Source organism: Acinetobacter septicus (assembly GCF_019355975.1).
GTDB lineage: Bacteria > Pseudomonadota > Gammaproteobacteria > Pseudomonadales > Moraxellaceae > Acinetobacter > Acinetobacter ursingii.
In genome coordinates, this window is sequence record NZ_CP079898.1 from 1,744,621 (window position 1) to 1,767,901 (window position 23,281).

24 protein-coding genes are annotated in these 23,281 nt (G+C 38.7%); 14 read left to right on the forward strand and 10 right to left on the reverse strand.

The window, feature by feature from the left end; genetic code table 11:
* Positions 1-16 precede the first annotated feature (16 nt).
* Entirely contained in the window at positions 17-1,225 is a 1,209-nt protein-coding gene (locus I6L31_RS08405) for an IS256-like element ISAba26 family transposase (RefSeq protein WP_000343018.1), read from the reverse strand.
* 149 nt (positions 1,226-1,374) lie between these two features.
* Positions 1,375-2,262: a DMT family transporter gene (locus I6L31_RS08410; protein WP_005001970.1), complete on the reverse strand. Its 888-nt coding sequence runs from the start codon at positions 2,260-2,262 to the stop codon at positions 1,375-1,377.
* 104 nt (positions 2,263-2,366) lie between these two features.
* Here I6L31_RS08410 and I6L31_RS08415 point away from each other — a divergent pair, with 104 nt between their 5' ends.
* From I6L31_RS08415 to I6L31_RS08425, 3 genes are all read left to right on the forward strand, one after another.
* Positions 2,367-3,245, forward strand: coding sequence for a LysR family transcriptional regulator (locus I6L31_RS08415; RefSeq protein WP_035271804.1), 879 nt, complete (start codon positions 2,367-2,369; stop codon positions 3,243-3,245).
* Positions 3,246-3,326: 81 nt separating this feature from the next.
* Positions 3,327-3,716 (forward strand): hypothetical protein, encoded by a 390-nt coding sequence (locus I6L31_RS08420; protein WP_004985234.1) that lies wholly within the window; start codon positions 3,327-3,329, stop codon positions 3,714-3,716.
* Positions 3,717-3,890: 174 nt separating this feature from the next.
* The gene (locus I6L31_RS08425; RefSeq protein WP_005001965.1) at positions 3,891-4,406 is read left to right on the forward strand and encodes a hypothetical protein; all 516 of its coding nucleotides are present in this window, start codon (positions 3,891-3,893) and stop codon (positions 4,404-4,406) included.
* A 20-nt stretch (positions 4,407-4,426) separates the two neighbouring features.
* On the opposite strand, the gene I6L31_RS08430 is transcribed toward I6L31_RS08425, so the two are convergent.
* On the reverse strand, positions 4,427-5,389 hold the full coding sequence (locus I6L31_RS08430; RefSeq protein ID WP_005001963.1) for a 2-hydroxyacid dehydrogenase: 963 nt from the start codon (positions 5,387-5,389) through the stop codon (positions 4,427-4,429).
* A gap of 317 nt (positions 5,390-5,706) precedes the next feature.
* Here I6L31_RS08430 and I6L31_RS08435 point away from each other — a divergent pair, with 317 nt between their 5' ends.
* Entirely contained in the window at positions 5,707-6,294 is a 588-nt protein-coding gene (locus tag I6L31_RS08435; protein ID WP_005001960.1) for a hypothetical protein, read from the forward strand.
* A 116-nt stretch (positions 6,295-6,410) separates the two neighbouring features.
* Here I6L31_RS08435 and I6L31_RS08440 read toward each other — a convergent pair whose 3' ends face one another.
* The 3 genes from I6L31_RS08440 to I6L31_RS08450 form a co-directional block, all read right to left on the reverse strand.
* On the reverse strand, positions 6,411-7,682 hold the full coding sequence (locus I6L31_RS08440) for a hypothetical protein (RefSeq protein ID WP_005001957.1): 1,272 nt from the start codon (positions 7,680-7,682) through the stop codon (positions 6,411-6,413).
* 320 nt (positions 7,683-8,002) lie between these two features.
* A complete protein-coding gene (locus I6L31_RS08445) occupies positions 8,003-8,905 on the reverse strand; it encodes a siderophore-interacting protein (protein ID WP_005001953.1) in 903 nt (300 codons plus the stop codon).
* A gap of 127 nt (positions 8,906-9,032) precedes the next feature.
* Positions 9,033-9,881: an aldo/keto reductase gene (locus I6L31_RS08450; protein ID WP_005001950.1), complete on the reverse strand. Its 849-nt coding sequence runs from the start codon at positions 9,879-9,881 to the stop codon at positions 9,033-9,035.
* A 202-nt stretch (positions 9,882-10,083) separates the two neighbouring features.
* Here I6L31_RS08450 and I6L31_RS08455 point away from each other — a divergent pair, with 202 nt between their 5' ends.
* Together I6L31_RS08455 and I6L31_RS08460 are read left to right on the forward strand one after the other, a co-directional pair.
* On the forward strand, positions 10,084-10,854 hold the full coding sequence (locus I6L31_RS08455) for a class I SAM-dependent methyltransferase (protein ID WP_005001949.1): 771 nt from the start codon (positions 10,084-10,086) through the stop codon (positions 10,852-10,854).
* 30 nt (positions 10,855-10,884) lie between these two features.
* Positions 10,885-11,454 (forward strand): hypothetical protein, encoded by a 570-nt coding sequence (locus tag I6L31_RS08460; RefSeq protein ID WP_005001947.1) that lies wholly within the window; start codon positions 10,885-10,887, stop codon positions 11,452-11,454.
* A gap of 82 nt (positions 11,455-11,536) precedes the next feature.
* Here I6L31_RS08460 and I6L31_RS08465 read toward each other — a convergent pair whose 3' ends face one another.
* Positions 11,537-12,097, reverse strand: a complete 561-nt coding sequence (locus I6L31_RS08465) for a hypothetical protein (RefSeq protein WP_005001946.1) — start codon at positions 12,095-12,097, stop codon at positions 11,537-11,539.
* A 203-nt stretch (positions 12,098-12,300) separates the two neighbouring features.
* On the reverse strand, positions 12,301-12,768 hold the full coding sequence (locus I6L31_RS08470; protein WP_004995192.1) for a Holliday junction resolvase-like protein: 468 nt from the start codon (positions 12,766-12,768) through the stop codon (positions 12,301-12,303).
* Positions 12,769-12,921: 153 nt separating this feature from the next.
* On the opposite strand from I6L31_RS08470, the gene I6L31_RS08475 reads away from it, so the two are divergent.
* The 6 genes from I6L31_RS08475 (at position 12,922) to I6L31_RS08500 (ending at position 19,715) form a co-directional block, all read left to right on the forward strand.
* Positions 12,922-13,566: a ParA family protein gene (locus I6L31_RS08475; RefSeq protein WP_005001945.1), complete on the forward strand. Its 645-nt coding sequence runs from the start codon at positions 12,922-12,924 to the stop codon at positions 13,564-13,566.
* A 136-nt stretch (positions 13,567-13,702) separates the two neighbouring features.
* Positions 13,703-14,812, forward strand: a complete 1,110-nt coding sequence (locus tag I6L31_RS08480; protein WP_005001943.1) for an AI-2E family transporter — start codon at positions 13,703-13,705, stop codon at positions 14,810-14,812.
* Between the two features lie 248 nt (positions 14,813-15,060).
* A complete protein-coding gene (locus I6L31_RS08485; protein WP_005001941.1) occupies positions 15,061-16,074 on the forward strand; it encodes a DUF4238 domain-containing protein in 1,014 nt (337 codons plus the stop codon).
* A gap of 398 nt (positions 16,075-16,472) precedes the next feature.
* Positions 16,473-17,084, forward strand: a complete 612-nt coding sequence (locus I6L31_RS08490; RefSeq protein ID WP_005001939.1) for an NAD(P)-dependent oxidoreductase — start codon at positions 16,473-16,475, stop codon at positions 17,082-17,084.
* Positions 17,085-17,205: 121 nt separating this feature from the next.
* Entirely contained in the window at positions 17,206-19,356 is a 2,151-nt protein-coding gene (yccS, locus tag I6L31_RS08495; RefSeq protein ID WP_005001937.1) for a YccS family putative transporter, read from the forward strand.
* A gap of 71 nt (positions 19,357-19,427) precedes the next feature.
* On the forward strand, positions 19,428-19,715 hold the full coding sequence (locus I6L31_RS08500) for a DUF3817 domain-containing protein (protein WP_005001936.1): 288 nt from the start codon (positions 19,428-19,430) through the stop codon (positions 19,713-19,715).
* 60 nt (positions 19,716-19,775) lie between these two features.
* Here I6L31_RS08500 and craA read toward each other — a convergent pair whose 3' ends face one another.
* Entirely contained in the window at positions 19,776-21,005 is a 1,230-nt protein-coding gene (craA, locus tag I6L31_RS08505) for a chloramphenicol efflux MFS transporter CraA (protein WP_005001934.1), read from the reverse strand.
* 511 nt (positions 21,006-21,516) lie between these two features.
* On the opposite strand from craA, the gene I6L31_RS08510 reads away from it, so the two are divergent.
* Positions 21,517-22,119: an NAD(P)H-dependent oxidoreductase gene (locus I6L31_RS08510; protein ID WP_005001932.1), complete on the forward strand. Its 603-nt coding sequence runs from the start codon at positions 21,517-21,519 to the stop codon at positions 22,117-22,119.
* Between the two features lies 1 nt (position 22,120).
* On the forward strand, positions 22,121-22,435 hold the full coding sequence (locus I6L31_RS08515; RefSeq protein ID WP_005001930.1) for a putative quinol monooxygenase: 315 nt from the start codon (positions 22,121-22,123) through the stop codon (positions 22,433-22,435).
* Between the two features lie 29 nt (positions 22,436-22,464).
* On the opposite strand, the gene I6L31_RS08520 is transcribed toward I6L31_RS08515, so the two are convergent.
* Positions 22,465-23,229 (reverse strand): nucleotidyltransferase domain-containing protein, encoded by a 765-nt coding sequence (locus tag I6L31_RS08520; RefSeq protein ID WP_005001928.1) that lies wholly within the window; start codon positions 23,227-23,229, stop codon positions 22,465-22,467.
* Positions 23,230-23,281: the final 52 nt, after the last annotated feature.

Sequence of the window (23,281 nt, forward strand, 5' to 3'; positions counted from 1 at the left end):
GTGTAAGTTCCATTTTTTATAAATGATCTTTTAATCGATCATCGAACTGAATCGTAAACCAATTCATTGCTAAACGCCAATTTTGAATTGGCATCGTCCATTTCTTCGCAGCATTTGATGTTGCTAAGTAAATGACCTTCTTTACTGAGTCATCAGATGAAAAGATTTTCCTTTTCTTCGTTGAATGGCGTATTACGCTATTCAACGACTCAATCGCATTTGTTGTATAAATTGCATGACGTATTTCGGCTGGATAGCTAAAGATCGTTCGGATATTTTCCCAATTGGCCCGCCAGGATTCTCCAATTTTGGGATACTGGTGATTCCATTGATCACAGAAGATGTCTAGGGATTTTAAAGCATTTTCCTCTGTACTTGCCTGATAAATCGCTTTCAGACCCGACGTAACAGCTTTGTAGTCTTTCCAGCTTACAAATCTCAGGCTATTGCGTACAACATGCACGATACACAGTTGAATATCAGTATGAGGGTAAACAGAGGCTATCGCGTCAGGGAAGCCTTTTAATCCATCTACACAGGCAACAAGAATGTCCTGTACTCCTCGATTTTTTAGCTCTGTCATGACTGACAGCCAGAATTTGGCACCTTCTGTCTGAGCAATCCACATACCCAGTAATTCTTTTTGCCCATCCATATTGATGCCTAAAGCAAGGTATACGGACTTGTTAATCACATTGGAGTGCTGACGGACTTTGACAACAATACAGTCAAGATAGACAACAGGATAAAGGCTATCTAAGGCTCTATTTTGCCACTCAGTCACTTGCTCAATCACAGCATCGGTAACTTTGCTGATGAGAGATGCTGACACATCGGCATCGTACATTTCTTTGAAGAAGGCTACAATTTCCCTATTAGTCATTCCTTTTGCATACAGTGAGAGGATTTGGTCATCCATACTGGTGATGCGTGTTTGGTGCTTTTTGATAATTTGTGGCTCAAATGAACCTTCTCGATCACGGGGAATATCTAAAGCCAGTTGTCCATCTTGAGTTGTAATGGTTTTAGAACTAAACCCATTACGGCTATTTGAGCCTTTCTTGGGCTGATGCTTTTCATAACCGAGATGGTCTGAAAGTTCAGTATTGAGTGCAGTTTCAATCATGAATTTTTTAAAGACTGCTGTCATTTGGTTTAAGTCTTCTGGTGTTTTTAGACCTTTAGCCAATTCGGCAGCCATACTTTTGATTGTTGCTTCATCCATGTGAAGTACCTTTTGTAATTATCCTCTGAAGGATAAATGAAAATTAAGTACTTACACAAAATTTAGAACAGTCCCTAGAGTTTAGACGCGTTCATTTAAAAGGCATTTACACAGAATTTTTTACAGCGTCATTTTTCATTTATAACTATTTATCTTTTCCAATTCATCCACCCAATACTACCCACAATCATTAATCCTCCAATCAATACATAAATCGACGGCCGTTCCCCCAAAAACAAGATAGCAATGCTCATAGCCACCAAAGGCGTACAATACAAATAATTTGAAGCCTGCATTAACGGTATTTGCTTAAGCACATAGCCCCAAAGCACATATGCCAAAGCACTCGGAAAAAGCCCCAATAACAACACCGCAAGATTTGCCTGCCAAGTTGCCTGTTGAATTTGCACAAGCACATCAGGACTATAAAACAATAAAGGCAAGGTACCGAACCAGACCACATAACACATCATACTGATCGAGTCATAAGGCAGATCAAATTTTTTATACAGTACAAAATAAATCGCCCAACACATTGCTGCGAATAAAATCAATAAGCTATGTGCATTTGGCAACACTAAACCCCGATCGCCACTGACCACTAAAATTGCACCAGTTAATCCCATCACAATACAGACACTTTGTTTCAGTGAAATTTTATCTTTAAACACCAATGCTGAAATGATCAAAGTAAACAAAGGGATCGACTGACTTAAAATACTTGAAGCCGTTGCGGTGACATACTGCTGTCCAGTATTGATCAAAACGTGATGCAAGCTCACAGAAAATAATCCCAATATGAAGAACAAGGGAAGATCACGTATTTTGGGAATCACAATTCCTTTCTGAAATGCAATCACAGCTAAAACAGCCGAAGCAATCACAAAGCGTAATAACGCAATATGTTCAGGTGAATAGGATAATAAAGCGCTATGCACCCCTACAGGCGAATAGCCCCAACAGATCACCACCAAAGCAATAGAGAAATAAAGTTTGAACTGCTGATGATTGAGCAATGAGATGTAAAAGTGATGCATTAAAGCTTACCAGACTTGGGCTTAGTTGCATCATAAAGCGATAGATGATTGAGTAAAATTAACTTATATTGAGCTTATCATTCATTTTTATTCAATCATAAACGATGGATATACAACAACTCAGAATATTTCAAAGCATCGTGGAATGTGGCAGCATGGCTCAAGCTGCGACTAAACTGCATTGTGTTCCCTCCAATATCACCACTCGTATTAAACAGCTTGAGCAAGAACTCAAAGCCCCTCTTTTTTTACGTGAAGGAAAAACCCTTAAACTCACTGCTTCTGGTGAGATTTTTCTGGAATATAGTCAAAAAATTTTGGCGTTATGCGATGAAGCTAAGCGTAGTATTCATCATGATGCAGCTCCATCTGGGCCATTAAGAATTGGTGCAATTGAATCTTCAGCAACGACTCGCCTGCCGCGTTTATTGGCTCAGTATCATCAACTGTATCCCGATGTTTCCGTTCAAATTACGACAGGAACATGGAAACAACTTTTACAGGATGTCGCTCAACATAAACTGGATGGTGCCATTGTCGCGGGACAGATAAATTTCCCATTGCTCCATCAACTTGAAATTTATCAAGAAAATATGGTACTGATTGCGCCAACATCCATGGGCGAAATTCGTTGTCAGGAAGATTTGATCGATAAAGAAATTTTTATGTGGACTGAAGGTTGTCCTTATCGTGCAGCACTCGAAGCATGGCTTAAATTAAAACACTTGTCCTTACCCATGACAGGTATCGCAAGTTACGCTACCATTATTGGCTGCGTCAGTGCGGGTTCTGGTGTTTCTTTGGTTCCTAAAAGTTTGTATGAACAATATCAAGGTCTCAGCAGTATTCGCGGTTTTGATTTTGCGCATTTATCCTCAATTCAAAATCAATTTTTCTGGCATCAAAACGTTCAATATCATAAAGCCAGAGATGCATTTATTACGCTATTAAAAACAGAATTTTCAAATAAAAAAATAGCTTAATTTTTTTATTCACCACTCTCGCTGAATGAACAAATATGGTTATACTGATAGCCAATAACAACACATGTAAGCACTTGAATGATGAAACTTAAAACTCTTTTTTTAGCAACTGCTACTTGTTTAACCCTTACAGCCTGTTCAACGACTCCTCCTGTTCCAGAAACCACTGTAGGTGTGATTGAAGAAGTCAGCAATATTAAAGCCTTTCCTGATACCCAAAATAATAAGGCAAAATTGATCAAGCTGGGTGATCATTGCAACATTGAATTTACAGGTATTATGGATGCAGGTCGTGCGCGTGAGAACTGGGTATTTAAAGGCAATACCTTAATCTCTGCGGGAACGGTGATCGTGGCTAAAGATGGCACCAGTTCAGCCAAATCTTTTGACCTGTATGACAAACAAGTTCAAGCAAACTTCCTTTCACTACGTGACAATTTCAAAAAAGAAAACGTCGCAGCTTGTGAATAAGACTTACTGTTCTGCTCTTAATGCAAATTAGGGGCAAACTATTTCATTATATTTATCTCCTTCACTGTATATTGCTTGTAGCAAGCTGTATCAGTTTGATCTTTTTTATTCTTAAATTCAGTTCATGCGCTAAGATAACCCACATTCTAGAATCAAGAAAAAGGATGGCTAAAAATGCTTAAGCATGCCCTTTATGCTGCAACGCTCAGTTTGGTTACTTTTTTACCTATTGCAGCAAATGCAAATGAAAGCGTGACATCTACATCAGATCAACCCAAAACCATGCCTTATGGTGATAACCCCAATATCTTTCGGGTACTGACCTATAAAACTGGGCAAAGCATTAGTCGTTTAGGAAATTCGATTCAGCGCGGCGCAGATAAGTCTTCCGCTAAAATCAGTGAAAAATGGCAGGAAAGCAAAGCTTATGGCTCAGAACAGTCCCAAGTGGCACAGCAAAAGGCCAATGAAGCAAAGACCTACACTGAACAAAAATGGCAGCAGACCAAAGATGCTGTTGTGGGTACCAACGGCGGTACTGTTCCGATTGAACAAGGCAGCTTAAGTCAGTCCTCAGCAGAACCAGCGACTGCTAGAGTGGCAGTTGCTGCTCCTGCAAGTTCGGTCAGTCCATCTACGACCAATCCAGCAACATCGGCTGCGCCATTGCCCGAAAGTGCGAATCCTTAAATCTTTGGGAGGGCTAAGCATCAGGCATTCACCTGACGAATCATTTGACCGGAAATAAATCCTTGCGCATTTTCAGCCAATTGCTCCACCATACGTTGTCTGGATTGCACACTGCCCCATGCAGAGTGTGGGGTAATAATTAAATTCGGAAGATTGGCATCCAGTAGCACATTACCCTCTCTAGGTGGCTCAACAGTCAGCACATCGGTGGCTGCACCCGCGATCTTTCCTTGCTTTAAGGCATCAACCAAATCAGCTTCATGTACAATGCCACCCCGCGCACAATTGATTAAAAAGGCTGAATTTTTCATCAGCTCGAATGCATTGGCATTAATCAAATTTTGAGTCTCGGGTGTTAATGGACAATGTAAGCTTAAAAAATCCACTCGTGGTAACAATTCATTCAGTTCTAAACCATTTTCATGTTTTGGTCGGTTGGGTAAATTGGCAATTAAAATCTGCATGCCAAAGGCTTGAGCCAAACGAGCAACTTCCTGTCCCAACTCGCCATAACCCAAGATTCCTAAGGTCTTTCCAGAAAGTTCAAGTATTGGATAATCCAAAAAGCAGAATTGCGAAGATTGCTGCCAACGCCCTTGTGTAACCGCACGATCATAACGAATCAGTGAAGTAGCCAATGCCAACATCAGCGTCAGAGTATGCTGTGCAACGGATGCCGTGCCATAGCCTTGACAATTACACACCACTATCCCTTGTGCTTTGGCCGCTTTCAGGTCGACGTTATTGGTGCCTGTGGCAGAAATGAGGATCAATTTTAACTTTGGAAGCTGTTGAATTGTCTCGGCATCTATAACAACTTTATTGCTAATGGCCACCTCAACATTACTCAGTCGCTCGATCACCTGTTCAGGTGCAGTACTTTCATATAACTGAAGCTCATTAAAACAAGCCCGTAAAGAGCTAAAATCCAGATCATTCATGTCCAGAGAACCATAATCCAAAAATGCAGCAGCTAAACTCATCATGTACTCTTGTGTAAATTGGCTATTTAAAATAAAAAACTTATCACGAAAATTCTATCTTGTTTTCGCCAGATACAAAACTTATGATCAAGCTGAAATGGCAAGGGATGCAGCGTATTTTTCCTCAGCTTGAAAATTTTAACTTTGAGTCAAATTCATTGATTTTTCTGTCTCCATAATTTCTCCTCAACTTTATTCACGCAGTTAACCACTTGTAATTTTTTGAACTAAGTCACACAAATCAAAAATTGTTACTTATGATAGCAATGTCGATCACTCAATCATCAGGCTGAGTGGATTCACAAAAGGAAAGAAAAATGAAAATGATGAAAACCGCGATTTTAACTGCAAGTATTTTAGCTTCGGCAAGCATCTTTGCTGGCAATGCTTCTGTCAATGTTGGTGCAAATGCTCAAGTCGAATCAGATGGCATTCTTAGTCGTATTGGCCATGGGGTAACACAGGGCGTTAGCAATACCGCACATGCGGTTCATTCAACAGCAGTTAAAGCAACTGATGCCACGATTGATGCGGGAAGCCATGTAGCGCACAAAACCCATGATGTTGCAGTGAGTGCCAAAGATAAAACCGTCAATTCCGCAGAGAAAGTAGGTGATAAAAGCCAACAAGCTTGGCAGGATACCAAACGTGGAACCAAGAAAGCCGTAAATAAAACGGAAAAATTCACTGCTGAGGAAAAAGCCAAAGCTGAATCTCGTTGGAATGCAAGCAAGAACACTGCAAATAGTGGCATAAGCGCAAATACAAATGCAGGGGTAAAAGTGGGTTCAGTCAACGCTAATGCGGGTGTTGCCACCAATGCGTCTACCCACAATTTAGGCGTTCAGGGGCAAGCTGGGATTGAAAGACAGCCAACGGCGCCACAAAATTCAGCGACAAACTAAATCGGTAAGCGCAAGATTATTGTAGGATGGAATAACACAAAACATGAAAAGGGGATGACCTAGGTGAATACTAGTCATCCCCTTTTCCTATCTGGATAATGGCTTTAAATATATTATTAAATCGTTTTAAACTTTTCTGCATCCTGAATAGAATTTTCAGTGAAAGTACATATTCCATGTTCATCGCTATTAAGACTTAACTGCTTATAACTCAACACAAAATAATCAGCATATTTTTTAATGAGGATCGGACTCATATCGGTTGTTAATGCATCGTCGTCCTTAAACAACTTCATGACTCGTCGATCATTCATCGCCACAATATAACGTTCGGCATTGATGACAATTTTAACAATCCCACTACTTTTCGCATGAATACCAATCAGGTATTTATTATTGAGTTGCACAGCATCTGCCAAATAGCTTTCAAGCTTATGGCTGATCAGATTAAATACCAAATGATGTCCAAAATTATCCTGTAATTGATCATTGGCTTCTTGCTGTGACATCGGCAAATTGACCTTGATGCCTAGTTTTTGTAAATCCTGTTCTGTGACCTGACGTCGACTTAACATGACACGAGTAATCAGTTGTTTTAAGTTAGCATCAAAATATTGATCATCCAGATGAAGCTCATTATTTCTCAAAATTCGCCCCAGTGCGGCACTGTGTCGCGACATCAAATTTGCAATGACGGTACGATAATAAAACTTGCTATTTTTCTTTACACTGCGCATTTGCTGGTAAAAATAGCCTTGATCGTATGAATGACGAATAAAATCATTGAGCAAACTAGAACTTGCCAACACTGAAAGTGCTTCATGTCCAGTAAAGGGAAGTTTTAAGGTCAGTAAATTTGGAATCACTTTTTTGATTTTTAAATAATGTTCACGATCTTCTTTATAGTAAGGATCATAGACCACGATATATTCAGCCTGAGCTGAGAGATCGGTCGCTTGAATCTGCATATCGCGATTTAAATTGACATCAAAAAACTCGGCATAACGACGGTCTTCAACTTGCTGTGGATCAATACTAAATTGGGGAACAAAAGCAATCACGCGATTCATTTTCAGCAATTTAGAATATTTAATCGCAGCATAGCCTCCCATCGAACCACCATATCCCACAATATGTTCAAACTGATTCAGTATGAGCTGTACACTTTCCATCATCTGTTGCATGGACGCTTGCGGAAACCATGATTTAAGTTTGGGCATAATACCCAAGACGTTGTAATCATATTTAATTAAGGATTTTTCGGCATTAATGGTCAAACCTTTGGCACGACTAATTAAATCTCCAAATGAAATCACCAGTTCGCTAGATGTTCCTTTTAGAAAAATAACCCGTATATGTTCGTCTTCAAAAATAATTTGCTTGTCCATTAGGCTACCAAAAATAATGACTGGCTCAGTTCCAAACGCCCTGCTCTACAGAACAACGCGGAACTTGTTATTTTATAAAGACTGAGATAAGAAAACAGGGCAAAAGCTACCACAATGTTGCAATCTTGTTGAAACTTCCTATATACATATACGTCAAAAAAGTTATCAGCAAAATTAAAAAAGTTATCCACAATTCATTCAAATTGCATATTATTTCAGCAATTTTATTTTGCACTCATGGCAGTTGATCATCACATCTTCAGCCTGAAATGTCTAAAAATGATCATCAATACTGTTGAAATATTAAGCCTCAACCGAATTCAATCAAACACTTTGCCTTTACGCCAATAGCCCATAAAATTCAGGCAGTTTTTATCAATACCACAATCCTGAATTAAAAAACGGCGTATCGCCAAAACAGCCGCCGACTCAGCGGCAACCCATGCATAAAAAGTTTGCTGTGCTTGCTGTTCATTTTTAGTCAGCCACAATATTTGCTCATCGACATTAATATCTTCTAATTCAACTTGTTGCTGCTGTGTTGGTTTAAATAATTGCTGAACCGTTTCAATCAAATGATGTCCAGGTTGCTGTCCCTGAACACGATGAAACCATTGCACTTTTATATTCGGATGTGGCGTGAATGCGATCCGATCTAATTCAGACGGCATTTCAATATACACATTGACCTGTGCCGGTGTATTTTGTTGAACAAGTTCTTCAATAATTCCCGAAACTGCCGGAAGTGCCGTTTCATCCGCCATCAGTAAAATTTGACGCGCGTGTTGTGGCGGTTGCCATTCAAATCCTGCTTGATCACCCTGCCAATGCGCATTGGGAGCAGCCATTTGTAAATAGTCACCAATCTTTGCCTGTTCTGCCCACGTAGATGCAGGCCCTGTCGCGCCATGCATGGCAAAATCGATATCCAATTGTTTTTGTTGCGGTCTTAAATGCCGAATGGTATAGGTACGCATCGGTGGACGAAGCTGTTCAGGCAACTGTCGATAGTGCTGATACCATTCAGCATGATTTTCAATCCATTGTGTTTGTTCAGGATTGCCTATTATGGGAAAAAATAATTTAACTCGCTGATCAGGTGCATAACTTGACACCTGATCCAGTTGATCTCCTTGAAAGGTAAATCGAGTCAGGGTTGGGGATAATTTTTGAATTTGAGCTAATTGCATATTCACAATCAAATAAGGCTGTGCCTGATTCATGATCACATCCTCATATAGGAAAAGTCATTTCAATATAGCATCAAAAGATAATGATTATCAATTTCATCATCATACTTGTATTCACATTTCCATCAAGAAGATATGATCTGAACCCGATCACCAAGCTTTAAAATTCCTCATATACAGCAGGGTTTTGATTGGCTAAACGACCATCTGCGCGAGTCAATTGGGTGATTCTCTGCATCTGCTCGTCACTCAGACTAAAGTTAAAAATTTCCTGATTGGCCAATTGGTTTTTATCGCTACTGGCCTTCGGAATCGGGATTACACCCAGTTGATGTTGCCATCTTAAAATCACTTGCTGCACCGAATAATTCAGCTCTTGAGCAATCTGCTGCAACACGTCATTTTTAATGACCTCACTGCCCCGCCCCAAAGGACTCCACGCCATCGTCAAAATCTGCTTGGATTGATCATATTGACGCTGCGCTGCCTGATTAAAATAGGGATGTAGCTCGACCTGATTAATCACAGGCAATATACCTGTTTCACGTTTTAAGGTATCAATATGCTCAGGCAAAAAATTACTGACACCAATGGATTTGATCAAGCCCTGCTTTTGTGCCTCAATCAGCGCTTGCCATGCCTCAACGTATAATCCCTGTTTGGGATTTGGCCAGTGAATCAGATAGAGATCCAGATAATCCAGTTGCATACGATATAAAGATTCTTCAATGGTTTCCATTGCCTGTTTATATGGATGACGACGGCCTGGTAACTTAGAGCTTATAAAAACTTCTTTGCGCTCTAATCCAGATTGCCGAAATGCTTCACCCACAGCGCCTTCATTTTCGTAGTTAAACGCCGAATCCAACAGACGATAACCATTGTTCAAAGCACGTAACATGACGTCAACCCCTGCTTTGCCTTTTAATGTATAAGTACCGAAGCCAAGTGCAGGAATCTGATGTCCATCATGAAGTTTTAAAGAAGGAATTTTAATCTGCTGAGTCATTTTTTCACTCTTTTAGGTATGCATTGTATTAAAGTTTTAACATGTAAAACCCTACAGCTCTGCTGTATCCGCATATAAAAATGTTATAAAACTCATCGAATTGTATGAAAAATGCTATTTTCTAAACGCGTCGTATAGATACAGGGTTCATAATAGCAAGAGATTATTTGCATTAAAAAAAGACGATTTTGGGTCAACGCTTATGAAACCGATTCATCATGCTGCACAGCAAGGATTTAGTCAGGCTGCCGAACTCTACCAACAGGTTCGACCTGATTATCCAAATGAAATTGTGAACTGGCTAAAGCAGGAGTTGCAATTAGATCAAAGCTCGTGTGTTGTGGATTTAGGTGCTGGCACAGGTAAATTCATCCCTTATCTTGAGCAAGTGACCTCAGATATTATTGCGGTTGAACCTGTTCAAGCTATGCGTGAACAGTTGAGCCTTGCACACCCTGACGTTAAAACACTCGACGCCCATAGCACTGAAATTCCATTGCCCCCTCAAAGCATCGATGCGGTGCTATGTGCGCAGTCATTTCATTGGTTTGCCAATATCGAAACACTCAATGAAATCTATCAACTTCTCAAAATTGATGGGCATTTAGGGTTGATCTGGAATCAACGTGATATTGAAGTCAACTGGGTCAAGGCACTGGCAGATATATTGCAACTGTTAGAACAAGATACCCCTCGTTATCACAGTGGCGACTGGAAAAAAGTATTCGAGCATCAATTTTTATTTCGACTCGAAAGTGTCAAAGTTTATTCTCAAGTTCAAAAAGGGACCGTTGAGCAAGTGGTGAGTCAACGCTTGCTGTCCACCAGTTTTATTGCTGCGATGACTGAAAAACAACAGCTCGAACTGAAACAACAATTTGAACAAGTCGTCTATGAATTCACGGGTAAACAACCACAGGATGAGATTGAATTCCCTTATATCACCTACGCTTACCACTTTAAAAAAATCTAATGCTAATCAAAACTCAATAAGGAAAACATCATGAGCATCCAAAATAATAAGCCCTTGCAGATATTGGCTTTGGTTTTAGGTAGTACATTGCTACTCAGTGCATGTAATAAAAATGATCAAAGCAAAACAGCACCATCAACTGAACAACAGACCTATGAACATCAAGCAAATGTAGATCAGTTAAAAACACCACCGATCAAAGAGTTTCCTACGACAGAACAAGATACTCATGACATTGCGTTGTTAGATGAGTTTGATGAAAAATTCACTGCCATGACGGATGATATGGACAATGAACTAGCAAAAATGCAACAGGATGGAAGCTTAACCCCTGAATTTGAACGTAACCGTAAACTCGATCATATTCAGTCGGCACTGACCATGCTAAAAGATTTAGATTTAAAAACAGCACAAGGACGGTATATTCAGGGATTGTTATATCAATACTGGGAAAATCAGGGCAAGTTAATCAATGAACAAACCAGTTCTGCCAATGCTCAGAATCAGAAAAAAGCCGCAATCAATGTGCAAGATCTGAGTGATTATTTACATGCTCAGGAACAATTAAAACACTGGAAAGACCAACAAAAGCCAGCATAAAAACCACATAGAAACGAAAGCAGCGACATTATTCAAAAGAGCTGTGTCGCTGCAAATCATTTTTTAAGGCCTGAGCAGGCGATTAAATTTTTTGACGCTCAATCCACTGAATCGAATGCACTCGAAATACTTCACAAGCTCCATCACCCACACCGCCGGGAGCAAGCGATGACGTCCACACCAGATTATTATCCTTGACTTCAACCAATTCACCTTTCAATCGAACCAAATCACCACGTTTGACTTGGGTAATCTGTTTAGCAATATCTGGGTTAGCAGGAATAATATGCATATTCGACACCAGTTTCATGGCCTGATCTGGCGGCACAGGGAGTGTTTGCATACTCCAATTTAGATAGCGATCGTACTGATTAATTTTAATTTGTGAGGCAATTTCAGGATGCGCAAATAAACCATAACTGACAGCAAAATCGATCGGAGAGAATTTTGCCTGTTCATCATTACGATATTGTTTAGAACCCAAAATACGAAAATCACCATTAAAAGGTTTTAACACTGAAATAGACTGACCTTTAACCGCTGGAGCCAATCCTCGCGCAATGTTGTAGTCACTGGAAGTCGAGGCAGTCACCTGCCCAATACTCAATGCCACAATCAATCCGATACCTATCTGCTTGAGCATATCAACTCCTCCACTAAAACATCACAATATTCATTTTGATCTTTTTATCATAGGCTTAAATTTAATAAAAATTTGCAAAATTGGGTAACAATAAAGACAAATTTAGTCTCTTTTTGTGGCGAAAAGACACGCCGAACTCTCATCTTCAGATGCAAATAGACCATAATAAATAGCATTAGATCGCAGAAAAATCATTGATTCACCTAATCGTCAAAATCAATTCTAAGTGTTTCGAAACGGACTCGACCTTCTTGCACCGCTTGTGCAATCGCTTGCTGACCTTTAGTGAGTCGTGCGCCTCCACTTTTAATATCCATCAGAATCACTTCGATATCTTCAGCTCGACCTTCACCATCACGGAAGTCGGTATAACCATCAAATACCACATAATCCACTGGATCACCTAGAAATTTGGCATCACTCGGCAGATAACGAAATTCTGGCATAATCGGGGCAAGCTGTTCCGCCATTTTGCCTTTTAAGACTGCACGACTGGTATTTACACTGCGCTTTTGTGCCTGCGCCAAAGCCTGCTGATGTTCAAGCTCAAGTTCGCTAATATATTGTTCATATTCTGCCCGAATACGTCCATTTCGAGTATTTGAAAGAATCAAGGTGGTGATGATGACACCAATACATGCTCCTATTAACATTGCCATCCAGATGGACATGAATTTACCTACTCTAAATTTGGTTCATAATTTAAGGTCTAAATATTTTAACGTTTAAACACTTTAAATAAGCTGAAGACTTTTGTCATGTGTAACCTTTCAATGCTAAAAAGATGCTAATCTAATCCAGTAAATCAAGAATATATCTCGGGCATGAAAACGATACTTATAGCAAATCAAAAAGGCGGATGTGGTAAAACCATTACAGCAATTACACTGGCTTCGGCACTGGCGCAAAAAGGATATAAAGTTGCGCTAGCCGATGCGGATAATCAAAAATCAGCGCTGCAATGGCTCAAACAGCGACCAAAGACCGCAGCAACGATTCAGAGTTTGGACTGGCGTCATGAAAAATCCATTGGAGATGCGCCTAAAAATATCGATTATCTGATTATTGATGCGCCAGGTGCCTTATCAGGTGAACAGGCTGAACAACTGATTAGTGAAGCGCATGCGATTGTCACGCCACTTCAACCTTCTTTTTTTGATATTGATAGTACCAAGCGTTTTTTAAAACATTTACAGGATATTAAACGAATTCGCAAAGGCAAGGTTGGAATTCATTTAGTAGCCAATCGTATGAAAGCCAATACCTCAAGTAGTAAAGATATTCAGCAGTTTTTTGAAAAAATCGAACAACAGCCTGTCGCTACAATTTCTGAACGTAGTGCTTATGGTCAATTGGCCATGCAGGGTTTGAGTATTTTTGATCGATCTCAAAAGAATTTTTTGTTGTTACAAGCACAATGGCAACCGCTGCTCGATACTTTAATTGAAGATCCGACTGAATGGTTTTAAGCACAGGCTGCAGGTTTATAAGCTACAGAAAATGTTGGCATTCATTTTAACAACGTAATGAAACTCAACATTTATTTTCGGATGGTTTTTTTTCAGTTAAGATAATTTGCCTAATATTTAATACATAGAGAGTTCAGTGCAACAATACGCGCCCACGTTACAACGAGCTTTATTGTTCGGATTACTCATTATCCTGCTTTTTTTGGGATTTAATATCCTAAAATACTTTATTGTTCCTGTGGTTTGGGCGGCCATTATTGCCTATATGACTTGGCCAATTTATCTGTGGGTACAGCGTTTGTGTGGAGTGCATCGCCCAAATCTGAATGCCTCGCTCATGATTTTACTGATTATTTTGGTGATTGGTGTACCGCTGACCTTTGGCATATTTATGCTGCAACACGAAGGTCGCAATCTTTTTTTTGAACTACAAAAACAAATTTTCTCAGGTCATTTAGATGTTCCAGATTTTATTCGTGAACTGCCGATTATTGGAAAGGAAGTTTCACGGATCCTCAATGACATCAATAATGACCCTAATAGTATTACCCAAAATGTAGCCGCGTGGATTCAGGGGCATATGGGCTATGGGCGTTTTGTTTTAAGTGAAATTAGCCGAAATCTGGTTAAATTGGGTTTTGCACTTTTATCACTCTATTTCTTTTACCGTGATGGGCCGATTATTTTAAGTCAGGTCAGTAAAGCCATGGAAATGGTCATCGGGCCACGGGTTCATCATTATCTGGACACCATTTCTGAAACCACTCGTGCAGTTGTTTACGGTGTTGGTTTAACCGCAGTGGCTCAGGCAATTTTAGCAGGACTCAGTTATTTTGTAGCAGGTGTGCCAAATCCAATGGTTTTGACCATTGTCACCTTTTTATTGGCTTTGATTCCTTTTGGAACGCCTGTGGCATATACCTCTGTCGCCCTTTGGTTGTTTTCCCAAGATCATATGATGGGTGCGATTGGTGTGATGCTATGGGGTGTTTGTATCGTCAGTACTTCCGATAATGTGATTCGCCCTTTGGTGATTTCAGGTGCAACCAAGATTCCATTCTTACTCATTATGTTTGGTGTCTTAGGTGGTTTGGCGAGTTTTGGTTTGGTCGGATTATTTATCGGCCCTGTGATTTTGGCGATTTTGCTTGCGATCTGGCGTGAATGGTTACATGAAAATATTGAACCTGAACCAATGCCGAAAACCACCATGATTTATGATGATCTGGACGATCCTAAAATTTAATTTTTGAATATTTTAGAGTCTACAAGCGAAGGGTTGAAAAGATTAATCATCAATCGAATTCACCCTTTTCTTTACTTAGACTTCTATATGTAAAATTAAATTGATCTTGATTCAATTGTTATTTATATCTAGTCTATGGTGTTGATAGGCATCATCGACTAGACATTTTTATTTGGGGCTTACAAAAGCATTTCGCATAAACCGTATTCTGTTAATTTTAATAATTCTTTAAAGTGGCGCTTAAAAAAATGGAATTAACACCTAAGCAATTAGAGTTAAAAAGAGAGAATCATTATGTATGGGCGGCTTACTTAAAGAATTGGTCCTTAAATAGTTCTAGTGTATGGTATACAACTAAAAAACTAAAAATCGCAAATGACAGTGTTAAAGCAATTGCTAAAGAAAAAGACTTCTATAGATACCAGTATATTACTGATCAACATTTACAGCTAATTTTATTTATATCAAAAAATTCACCAGAGGAACTACAAAAGCATCATAAACTCTATCTAGAGTCATTTTTACAATTACAAGAAATAGAGTCGCTATATATAAAATCAGGAAAAAGAGACAAGAAAGTTCTAGTTCATCTTGAAGCGTTTAAGAGCAATACAATAGAAAACCTGCATACGGCACATGAGAGAGATGTTGAAGTCGTCCTAAAAGGCTTACAGAGCCATGATTTAACAGTTTTAGACGACCTCCAAAATATCTGTAGATTCATGAGCTATTGGGGGCACCAAATTGCTAGAACAAAACCATTTAGAGATAAAATTATAGCCAGTCAAGAAAATGAACAGTTACAGAAAATCTATAAAGAATCTTGGTGGTTCATTAGTTATATGCTTGGCATGAATTTAGGGAAAAGTTTTTTTGAAACAAGAAAAATTGATAAACACTGTCTATTAATCAATGAAACAAATGAAGATTTTATAACCTCTGATCATCCAATTATTAACGTGCATGAAGCAATAAATGAAAATGCTATAGTTGCTCCATCCGAAGATGAAGCAGACTTTTTTTATGCTATTTCTCCTAAACTTGGATATATGATCAATAGATCCGATCGCTTTAAAAAAGGTATAAATTACGTATCTATAGATTTTGTTAAGGAAGTTAATAGAAAATTAGCTTTTGATGCGGATCAATACATTATTGGTACCACTGAGACCCAATTAAAAATATACAAGACATTTATTGGAAAAAGACTAAAATTCCTAAAAGAAATAAAAAATAATCAAGGTAATAAAACAAAGAATTAATGCTAATTTAACATAATACAACTCATACGAAGCCCTTAAAATTTTATTTTACATCAATATCTTAAGTTAATTCATTCCAGACTTCAGCATACTGAAACGGTTTTCTATTAATTCTTCACATTCCCAGCCGATTATTTTAAGCAATACGCCATCACTTTGAGTTAGGTACATTAAACGATTCCATCGATCCTTTTATAGCTTTCTATAACCTCACCTATCTGTCCTTATCAAAATTACCATCTCGCTTAAATTTTTTATTGATACTCCAACACTTATATCCAAACTGTTACAGCGTATGGACAGAAAACGAACGCAACTTACATGCCAGATGGGCATGATAGAAGTCACTGTAATTCAAACTTAAGTTAAATTTTTGACAGAAAATAAAGAGGCTAACAATGAAAATCGCTTTAATTGGTGCAACAGGTATGGCAGGTTCACGTATTTTGGAAGAACTGGTTTCACGTGGTCACTATGTCAAAGCCATTGCGCGAGATACGCACAAAGTAGCAGATACTGAACGCGTCATGGCAGTTGATGTCGATTTAAATGATCACGATGCCTTAGTAGATGCATTAAAAGGACAAGATGCGGTGATTAGTGCTGTTCGTTTTCAGGGCTTAGATGCTCATGCATTAATTGAAGCGGTACGTGACTCCAAAGTAAAACGTTATTTGATCGTTGGTGGTGCGGGAAGTTTACATGTGCCTCATCAAAATATTCGTGTTTTGGATACGCCTGATTTTCCTGATGCTTATAAACCAGAAGCCAAAGCAGCCGCAATATTTCTAGATAAACTCAAAGAAATCGATGATCTTGACTGGACCTTTATTTCGCCTTCTGCTGAATTTGGTCCGGGTAAACGTACAGGTGAATTTCGCTTAGGTAAAGATGAGCTTTTGATCGGCGAAGAAGGCAGTAAAATCTCGGCTGAAGATTTTGCGGTGGCACTCGCTGATGAGCTTGAACAAAACAATCATATCCAGCAACGTTTTACCGTGGGTTATTAAGGTCGTAAATCATTTTTGCAAAGGAAGCGAATCATTCGCTTCCTTTTTGTTGAATCAGGATTGACAGGCTTTTAAAAAAAGCCCAACCTCAATAAAAATATTAATGAAATCCTCCCAATTCATGAATGGCCTCACCCGTTTCTTCAAACATTATAATTTTAATGCGACACTGGTTTATTGCTTTCAAATTTTTATTGTTCTGACAGGAACAACGCTTGGCTTGCGTTGGCTTGGACATGATGAGTTGATCGTTCCAGTTACACTCGGTGCGATTGCGACAGCATTGACCGACTTTGATGATCGCTTAAGCATTCGACTTCGAAATTTGTTTTATGTGGCTGTATTGTTTTTTGCGGTCAGCAGTATTTTAGAGTTTTTAGCACCTTATAAATTTCTACTGATTGTATACTTATCACTTTCGAGTGGTTTTTTAATTTTATTAGGTTCACTTGGTCAGCGCTACGCTACCATTTCGTTTGGTACCATTTTAATTTCAATCTACAGTTTATTTGGTTTAGGTGAATATCAGCACTGGTATCAACAACCCGTCTATTTTGTGTACGGCGTGATTTGGTACGGCATTACCTCAATTGTCTTTTTTCTGATTAAACCTACACTGCCTGTTCAGGATAATCTTTCGCAAGTCTTTAGCCATTTGTCTGATGTGTTGATGACCAAAGCCCGACTCTTTGACCCTGATAACAAAGACAATGTTGAGCCATTATTATTTGAACTCTCAAACGAAAATGCGCAAGTGGTTCAATATCTCAATACCACAAAAGCCTCATTACTGACTCGACTGAAAGCCTCACGGGTTAATAAAAACAGCATCTACTGGCTGCATTTATATTTTGTCGCGCAAGATATTCACGAGAAAGTGAGTGCCAATTATTTACACTATGAACAGATCCCACACAATTTTAGCCGCAGTGATCTGATCTTTCGCTTTCAAAAGAATATTCGGCTTTTGGCGCTTTCCTGCCAGCAATTATCTGAATGTATTTTGCGAAATGAGGGATTTACGCCAATTCATGATCCCACACATGCTTTAGAAAATCTGGAACTTTCATTACAGGACTGGATACAGGATCATCCATATAATACTGAAGTCAAAAATCTAAAATTAATCGTTAAAAACTTAAAAGATTTGCACGACCAACTCAGTCATTTACAGGATGTGCAATTTACCTATGCCTATCGTTTTGAACAGCATGTCGATAATTTAAACTTATTGGATGATGATATTCACGGTATCAAAGATTTATGGCTTAAATTCAAGCAGCATCTTACTCCAAAATCTGCGCTATTTCGCCATGCAACACGCATCGCGTTTGTCTTTGCCACAGGTTCACTGGTATCACTTTTACCCTTTGCGCAAAATGGTTACTGGATTGTTCTGACCAGTTTATTTGTCTGTCAGGTGACTTATTTCGCGACCAAAAGTCGTTTAAAACTAAGAACTTTAGGTACTTTACTTGGAGTCATTTTAGGTCTGCCAATTCTTTATTTTGTGCCAAGTGTCGAAGGTCAACTGATCATCACCGTGATTTGTGGCGTATATTTTTTCTATCTACGTCAAAAAAAATATGCGCTTGCGACTTCAATGGCGACCTTAATGGTTTTACTGATTTTTAACCTTAAAGGCTTTGGTTATAGCATTATTGCCCCACGTATTTTGGATACCCTCATCGGCTGTGGTATCGCATGGTTTGCCGTGAGTTTTATCTGGCCAGACTGGAACTTTCGCAATATTTCCAACAATATTAAAAAAAGCAGCCAAGCGAGTATGAACTACTTAAATGCAGTGCTAAATCAATACCAGTTTGGCTGTACCAATAGTGTTGAGTATCGTACTGCAAGGCGTTTGGCACATAATGCTCAAACTGAACTTTCCAGTATGATTTCCAGCTTGAGTGCAGAACCGCAACCGAATCAGGCGTTGATTCATTCTGCATTTCGCTATCTGGTTTATAGCCATAGTCAGCTCAGTTATATTTCAGCGCTCGGTAGCCATCGAGAAAAAATCAATGATCGGGAAGTCATGGATTTATTGATCTGGTGTACTCATACCCTGCAACAGACTTTATTGGAACAAAAAACACTTCCTACTCAAGAAATTGAACACAAATTATTAGAAATTCGGCAACTTTCTGAACAGGATTCGACATCGGATGACCTCATGTTGATTTTAAAACAAATGAGTTTATTGCTCGAAACCTTACCTGAATTACTGATGCTGCAAAACAAACTATTATCAATGGAAATTAAATAGCCTCTGTTGTTGTTCAGCTTTCAACCGATCTAGGCTACACTCGGTCTTTGTTTATATTTTTTGAGCGAATGATGAACGTCAAAACTTTACGCATTGTTGGATTTTTAGAAGGTTGGTCTTTTTTATTGCTCCTGTTTATTGCCATGCCAATGAAATATATTTGGGATAATCCAATGTGGGTCAAATATGTCGGTATGGGGCATGGTTTACTGTTTATTTTATTTATCGTCGTTTTATTGGTGGTATGCCAACGGATGAAATGGTCGATTCATATGTTTATTTTAGGTTTGATCGCGTCGATTTTACCGTTTGGCCCTTTTGTATTTGATCATAAATTAAAACAATCAAACCAAAACTAAGTTGCTTAGAAAAAAATAATTTCGCGATAAAAAGAGTGAACCCGAAGATTCGCTCTTTGCTTAAAACTGCCCTTCCTGCCTACGTTGCTGCATCAATTTAAGCAAAACTTGCTTGGGTTGTAAAAACCAAATCGCAATCAAAACAAAAGAGGCGAGACTAAATGCCATAATATGAAAATGGACATAGAGTTCGCGCACCAGTTCAATAATTCCAAAGAAGCTTAACATCAGTAACATCGACACTGCTGCCGCAACTGTGCCTTTACTCATCTCAGATGACATCAAAGCAAAACGATACATCACCGAAAAACTAATGCCTTCACCAAAACTAATCAAGGTCATGCCGATTAATAAACATGGCACCAGATAGTATTGCCAGATTGCCCCGATCACTAAGATAACAGTGCCTAATAGCATTATAGGTAAGCCTTTGAGAATGGTGGCTCCCAAAGGATAACGATCCATAATCTTAATCAGCACAATATTGCCCAAAATCAGCCCGATAAAAACGGGGAACTGTGCCAAGCCATATTGCACACTACTAAACTTGAGTTCTTCCACCAACATCACAGGGGACAATGCAATCCATAACATTAACGGCAAACTCACCAAAGGCAATGCCAGAGTAAGACCTAAAAACTTTTTATCGGTAAAGACTTTTTTTAAATCATCAAACAGATAAATAAACGGTTGACGCGTCACACTCTGCTGCTGACTTGGCATTTTGGCTTTTAATCCAAACCAACTGATAAATGCCAACAAGGCAATTGCAACAAAACCCCAGTGCCATGACACAGAATCAATCAGAAAAGCACCTAGCACTGGCCCAAGTAAAGGTGCAAGTAGGGAAATATTGGCCATTAATGCCATTACTTTAATCGCATCACGTTCAGCAAAAGTTTCCTGAATAGCGGCATAACCGACCGCAGCTATCACAGTCAAACCAATACCTTGTAAAAAGCGCAAGATCAGAAATTGCGCCATATTTTGTGTCAATAAAATGAGTAAACAACAGACGCCAAAAAATAATACTCCAGTTAATAAAACCTTTTTACGACCTAAACGATCAGAAAGGGGGCCGAGCAACCAAGCTACACTTGCTCCACCCAATAAATAAAAGGACATTGATGAGGGTGCCCATGTCGAACTGACACCAAAATCCTGTGTAATGGCCAGCATCGCTGGCTGAATTAAATCATTGCCAATATAAACCGCAAGTTCAAACAGAACCAAAGCCAGCGGAAACATTAAGGTCTGACGATTTAATGTTGTCGTTTGCATATTTTGCATTGTGATCTACTTATTCAAGATGTCTGTTTGCAAGCTGAACATTATTTTCTAATCAATATGCGCCAGCCCAATGACAAACATTGAGTTTTAGAGAGTTGAATTTTTGATATGCTGAGTATTCAGCAATAAAACACTGTATTCACAAAGTGTCTGAATTTTGAGGAGAGAATAAAAACCTGAGATTGAGATCAAATTAGATGACCAAGATTTATAGAAAAATCTGCGATAAACATAACATTTTTTATTTTCAGCGTCGATATTAAAATGTTAAATCAAGCACAACATTATTATTTCTTTCAATTTTTTTTAAAATTTAACCACAGATTATGCATATTGTGACTGTGAGTAAATGCGAAATTATCCACAGTTTGAGTTAAGAAATAAACAGCACGCAAATTCCTATAAATAATTATTGATTTTTAAGCAATAATATTTTGCAGATTCATGCATTTTTTAGAACCAATAAACACTCTATATTGACTATCATGAATTTTAAAAATCAGGTTCTCCCGTGAGTCATATCTTAATCATCAACGGTGCTAAAGCATTTGCACATTCCAATGGACAATTGAATGATACCTTAACCGATTTTGCGCAACGTCATTTAACCCAGTTAGGTCATGACATCAAAGTAACGCGGACGGACTGTGACTATGATATTCAAGCTGAAATAGATAAATATGTGTGGGCAGATGTTGTAATTTATCAAATGCCAGGTTGGTGGATGGGTGCACCGTGGACCATGAAAAAATATATCGATGATGTATTTACCATTGGTCATGGTGTGCTTTATGCCAATGATGGACGCAGCCGTTCGGATACTGCTAAAAAATATGGTTCAGGCGGTTTGATTCAGGGTAAAAAATACATGTTGTCGTTAACATGGAATGCCCCTATGCAAGCATTTACGGATCCTGAACAATTCTTTGAAGGCGTGGGTGTAGATGGCGTGTATTTACCTTTTCATAAAGCCAATCAATTTTTAGGTATGCAGTCGCTGCCAACATTTATTGCCAATGATGTGATTAAAATGCCAGATGTACCAAGCTATCTCGACGCTTATAAAGCCCATTTAGATCAAGTTTTTACAACTAAAAATAAAGAAGGAAAATAACATGTTGACGATTATTGCCGAAATTCGCACCCATGCAGCTACGGAACATCGCCAAGCTGTTTTAGGTGCTTTTCAAAAAATCACACCAACAGTTTTGGCTGAAGATGGTTGTTATGGTTACGAGACTTTGATTGATCATTTACCTGCACTTGAAATGCAAACTCAATATCCAAACTTAATTGTGATGCTAGAAAAATGGCAAAGCACAGCGCATCTCGAAGCGCATATGCAAACTGCACATATGCAGCGACATTTTGAAGCGATCAAAGATCATGTGGTGGATGTCAAAGTTCGTATTTTGGAAAGTGGTTTTTAAAATTAAAAACGATCAGTAGAAGCTTACTTCTACTGATAATAATACTGCTTCAAATGACGACTATATTCTGTCAGATAACGTTCTAAGCCCTCACGATGATCAGATTTTTTCATCTCTTTAGCAGCCAACTGCTCAATTTTCGTTTGCAGTAACTGAAGAATAGCTGTTTGCTCTACTTCTGGAAGCTGGGCTTTTTCTTTCTGCTGCTTTTTAATTTCTAAATAATCTTCTGCCCAATGACGTAGTGGATCATGCTCAGAGACTTGTGTAAATAAGTCGGTAATCAATAATTCAGGCATGATTTCCTGAGTTGCTAACTCTGCTGACATCAAACCACGAATCGAATAAAATACTTTTTTATAAGTAAAATTATCTGCGGTTTGCATCACTTTCATCCCACCTTTTGCTAGTGATAAGTAGTGGTGATATAGCGCACTATAGTCAGTTCGTTCAAGCAATCCATTGCGGAAACTTTCCCATTCTGGAAAAGCATTAAAATACACAATATGCGCTCGTACCCATTCGAGCACCGTGGGATTACTTTTAGCGAGCAGACCAAACATTTTATCTAAATCATAAGAAACAAAGTCAAAATCTCCATCCATGATTTCTATCAGATCACGATGCTTTTTATAATCAAAATACTGATCTTTACTGGGTAAATGGAAGCCACGCACATCATAGTCACTGTCAGGACTTGCCATACCCCATAAACGGCTACCACTTTCAATATAAAATAATGGAATGTCTTGACGCTGTTGGAACAGTTTTTCAATTTCGTGATGGATGTTCATTATTATAAAATTCTCATAAAAAAAGCATATCTTCCGATATGCTTTTACCTAA

Coding starts and splice junctions, on each gene's coding strand:
- I6L31_RS08415 (WP_035271804.1), top strand. CDS start 2,367: ATGGATATACAACAACTCAGAATATTTCAAAGCATCGTGGAATGTGGC.
- I6L31_RS08405 (WP_000343018.1), bottom strand. CDS start 1,225: ATGGATGAAGCAACAATCAAAAGTATGGCTGCCGAATTGGCTAAAGGT.
- I6L31_RS08450 (WP_005001950.1), bottom strand. CDS start 9,881: ATGACTCAGCAGATTAAAATTCCTTCTTTAAAACTTCATGATGGACAT.
- I6L31_RS08440 (WP_005001957.1), bottom strand. CDS start 7,682: ATGGACAAGCAAATTATTTTTGAAGACGAACATATACGGGTTATTTTT.
- I6L31_RS08455 (WP_005001949.1), top strand. CDS start 10,084: ATGAAACCGATTCATCATGCTGCACAGCAAGGATTTAGTCAGGCTGCC.
- I6L31_RS08445 (WP_005001953.1), bottom strand. CDS start 8,905: ATGAATCAGGCACAGCCTTATTTGATTGTGAATATGCAATTAGCTCAA.
- I6L31_RS08430 (WP_005001963.1), bottom strand. CDS start 5,389: ATGAGTTTAGCTGCTGCATTTTTGGATTATGGTTCTCTGGACATGAAT.
- I6L31_RS08410 (WP_005001970.1), bottom strand. CDS start 2,262: ATGCATCACTTTTACATCTCATTGCTCAATCATCAGCAGTTCAAACTT.
- I6L31_RS08435 (WP_005001960.1), top strand. CDS start 5,707: ATGAAAATGATGAAAACCGCGATTTTAACTGCAAGTATTTTAGCTTCG.
- I6L31_RS08490 (WP_005001939.1), top strand. CDS start 16,473: ATGAAAATCGCTTTAATTGGTGCAACAGGTATGGCAGGTTCACGTATT.
- I6L31_RS08460 (WP_005001947.1), top strand. CDS start 10,885: ATGAGCATCCAAAATAATAAGCCCTTGCAGATATTGGCTTTGGTTTTA.
- I6L31_RS08465 (WP_005001946.1), bottom strand. CDS start 12,097: ATGCTCAAGCAGATAGGTATCGGATTGATTGTGGCATTGAGTATTGGG.
- I6L31_RS08485 (WP_005001941.1), top strand. CDS start 15,061: ATGGAATTAACACCTAAGCAATTAGAGTTAAAAAGAGAGAATCATTAT.
- I6L31_RS08515 (WP_005001930.1), top strand. CDS start 22,121: ATGTTGACGATTATTGCCGAAATTCGCACCCATGCAGCTACGGAACAT.
- I6L31_RS08420 (WP_004985234.1), top strand. CDS start 3,327: ATGAAACTTAAAACTCTTTTTTTAGCAACTGCTACTTGTTTAACCCTT.
- yccS (WP_005001937.1), top strand. CDS start 17,206: ATGAATGGCCTCACCCGTTTCTTCAAACATTATAATTTTAATGCGACA.
- I6L31_RS08425 (WP_005001965.1), top strand. CDS start 3,891: ATGCTTAAGCATGCCCTTTATGCTGCAACGCTCAGTTTGGTTACTTTT.
- craA (WP_005001934.1), bottom strand. CDS start 21,005: ATGCAAAATATGCAAACGACAACATTAAATCGTCAGACCTTAATGTTT.
- I6L31_RS08520 (WP_005001928.1), bottom strand. CDS start 23,229: ATGAACATCCATCACGAAATTGAAAAACTGTTCCAACAGCGTCAAGAC.
- I6L31_RS08500 (WP_005001936.1), top strand. CDS start 19,428: ATGAACGTCAAAACTTTACGCATTGTTGGATTTTTAGAAGGTTGGTCT.
- I6L31_RS08470 (WP_004995192.1), bottom strand. CDS start 12,768: ATGTCCATCTGGATGGCAATGTTAATAGGAGCATGTATTGGTGTCATC.
- I6L31_RS08475 (WP_005001945.1), top strand. CDS start 12,922: ATGAAAACGATACTTATAGCAAATCAAAAAGGCGGATGTGGTAAAACC.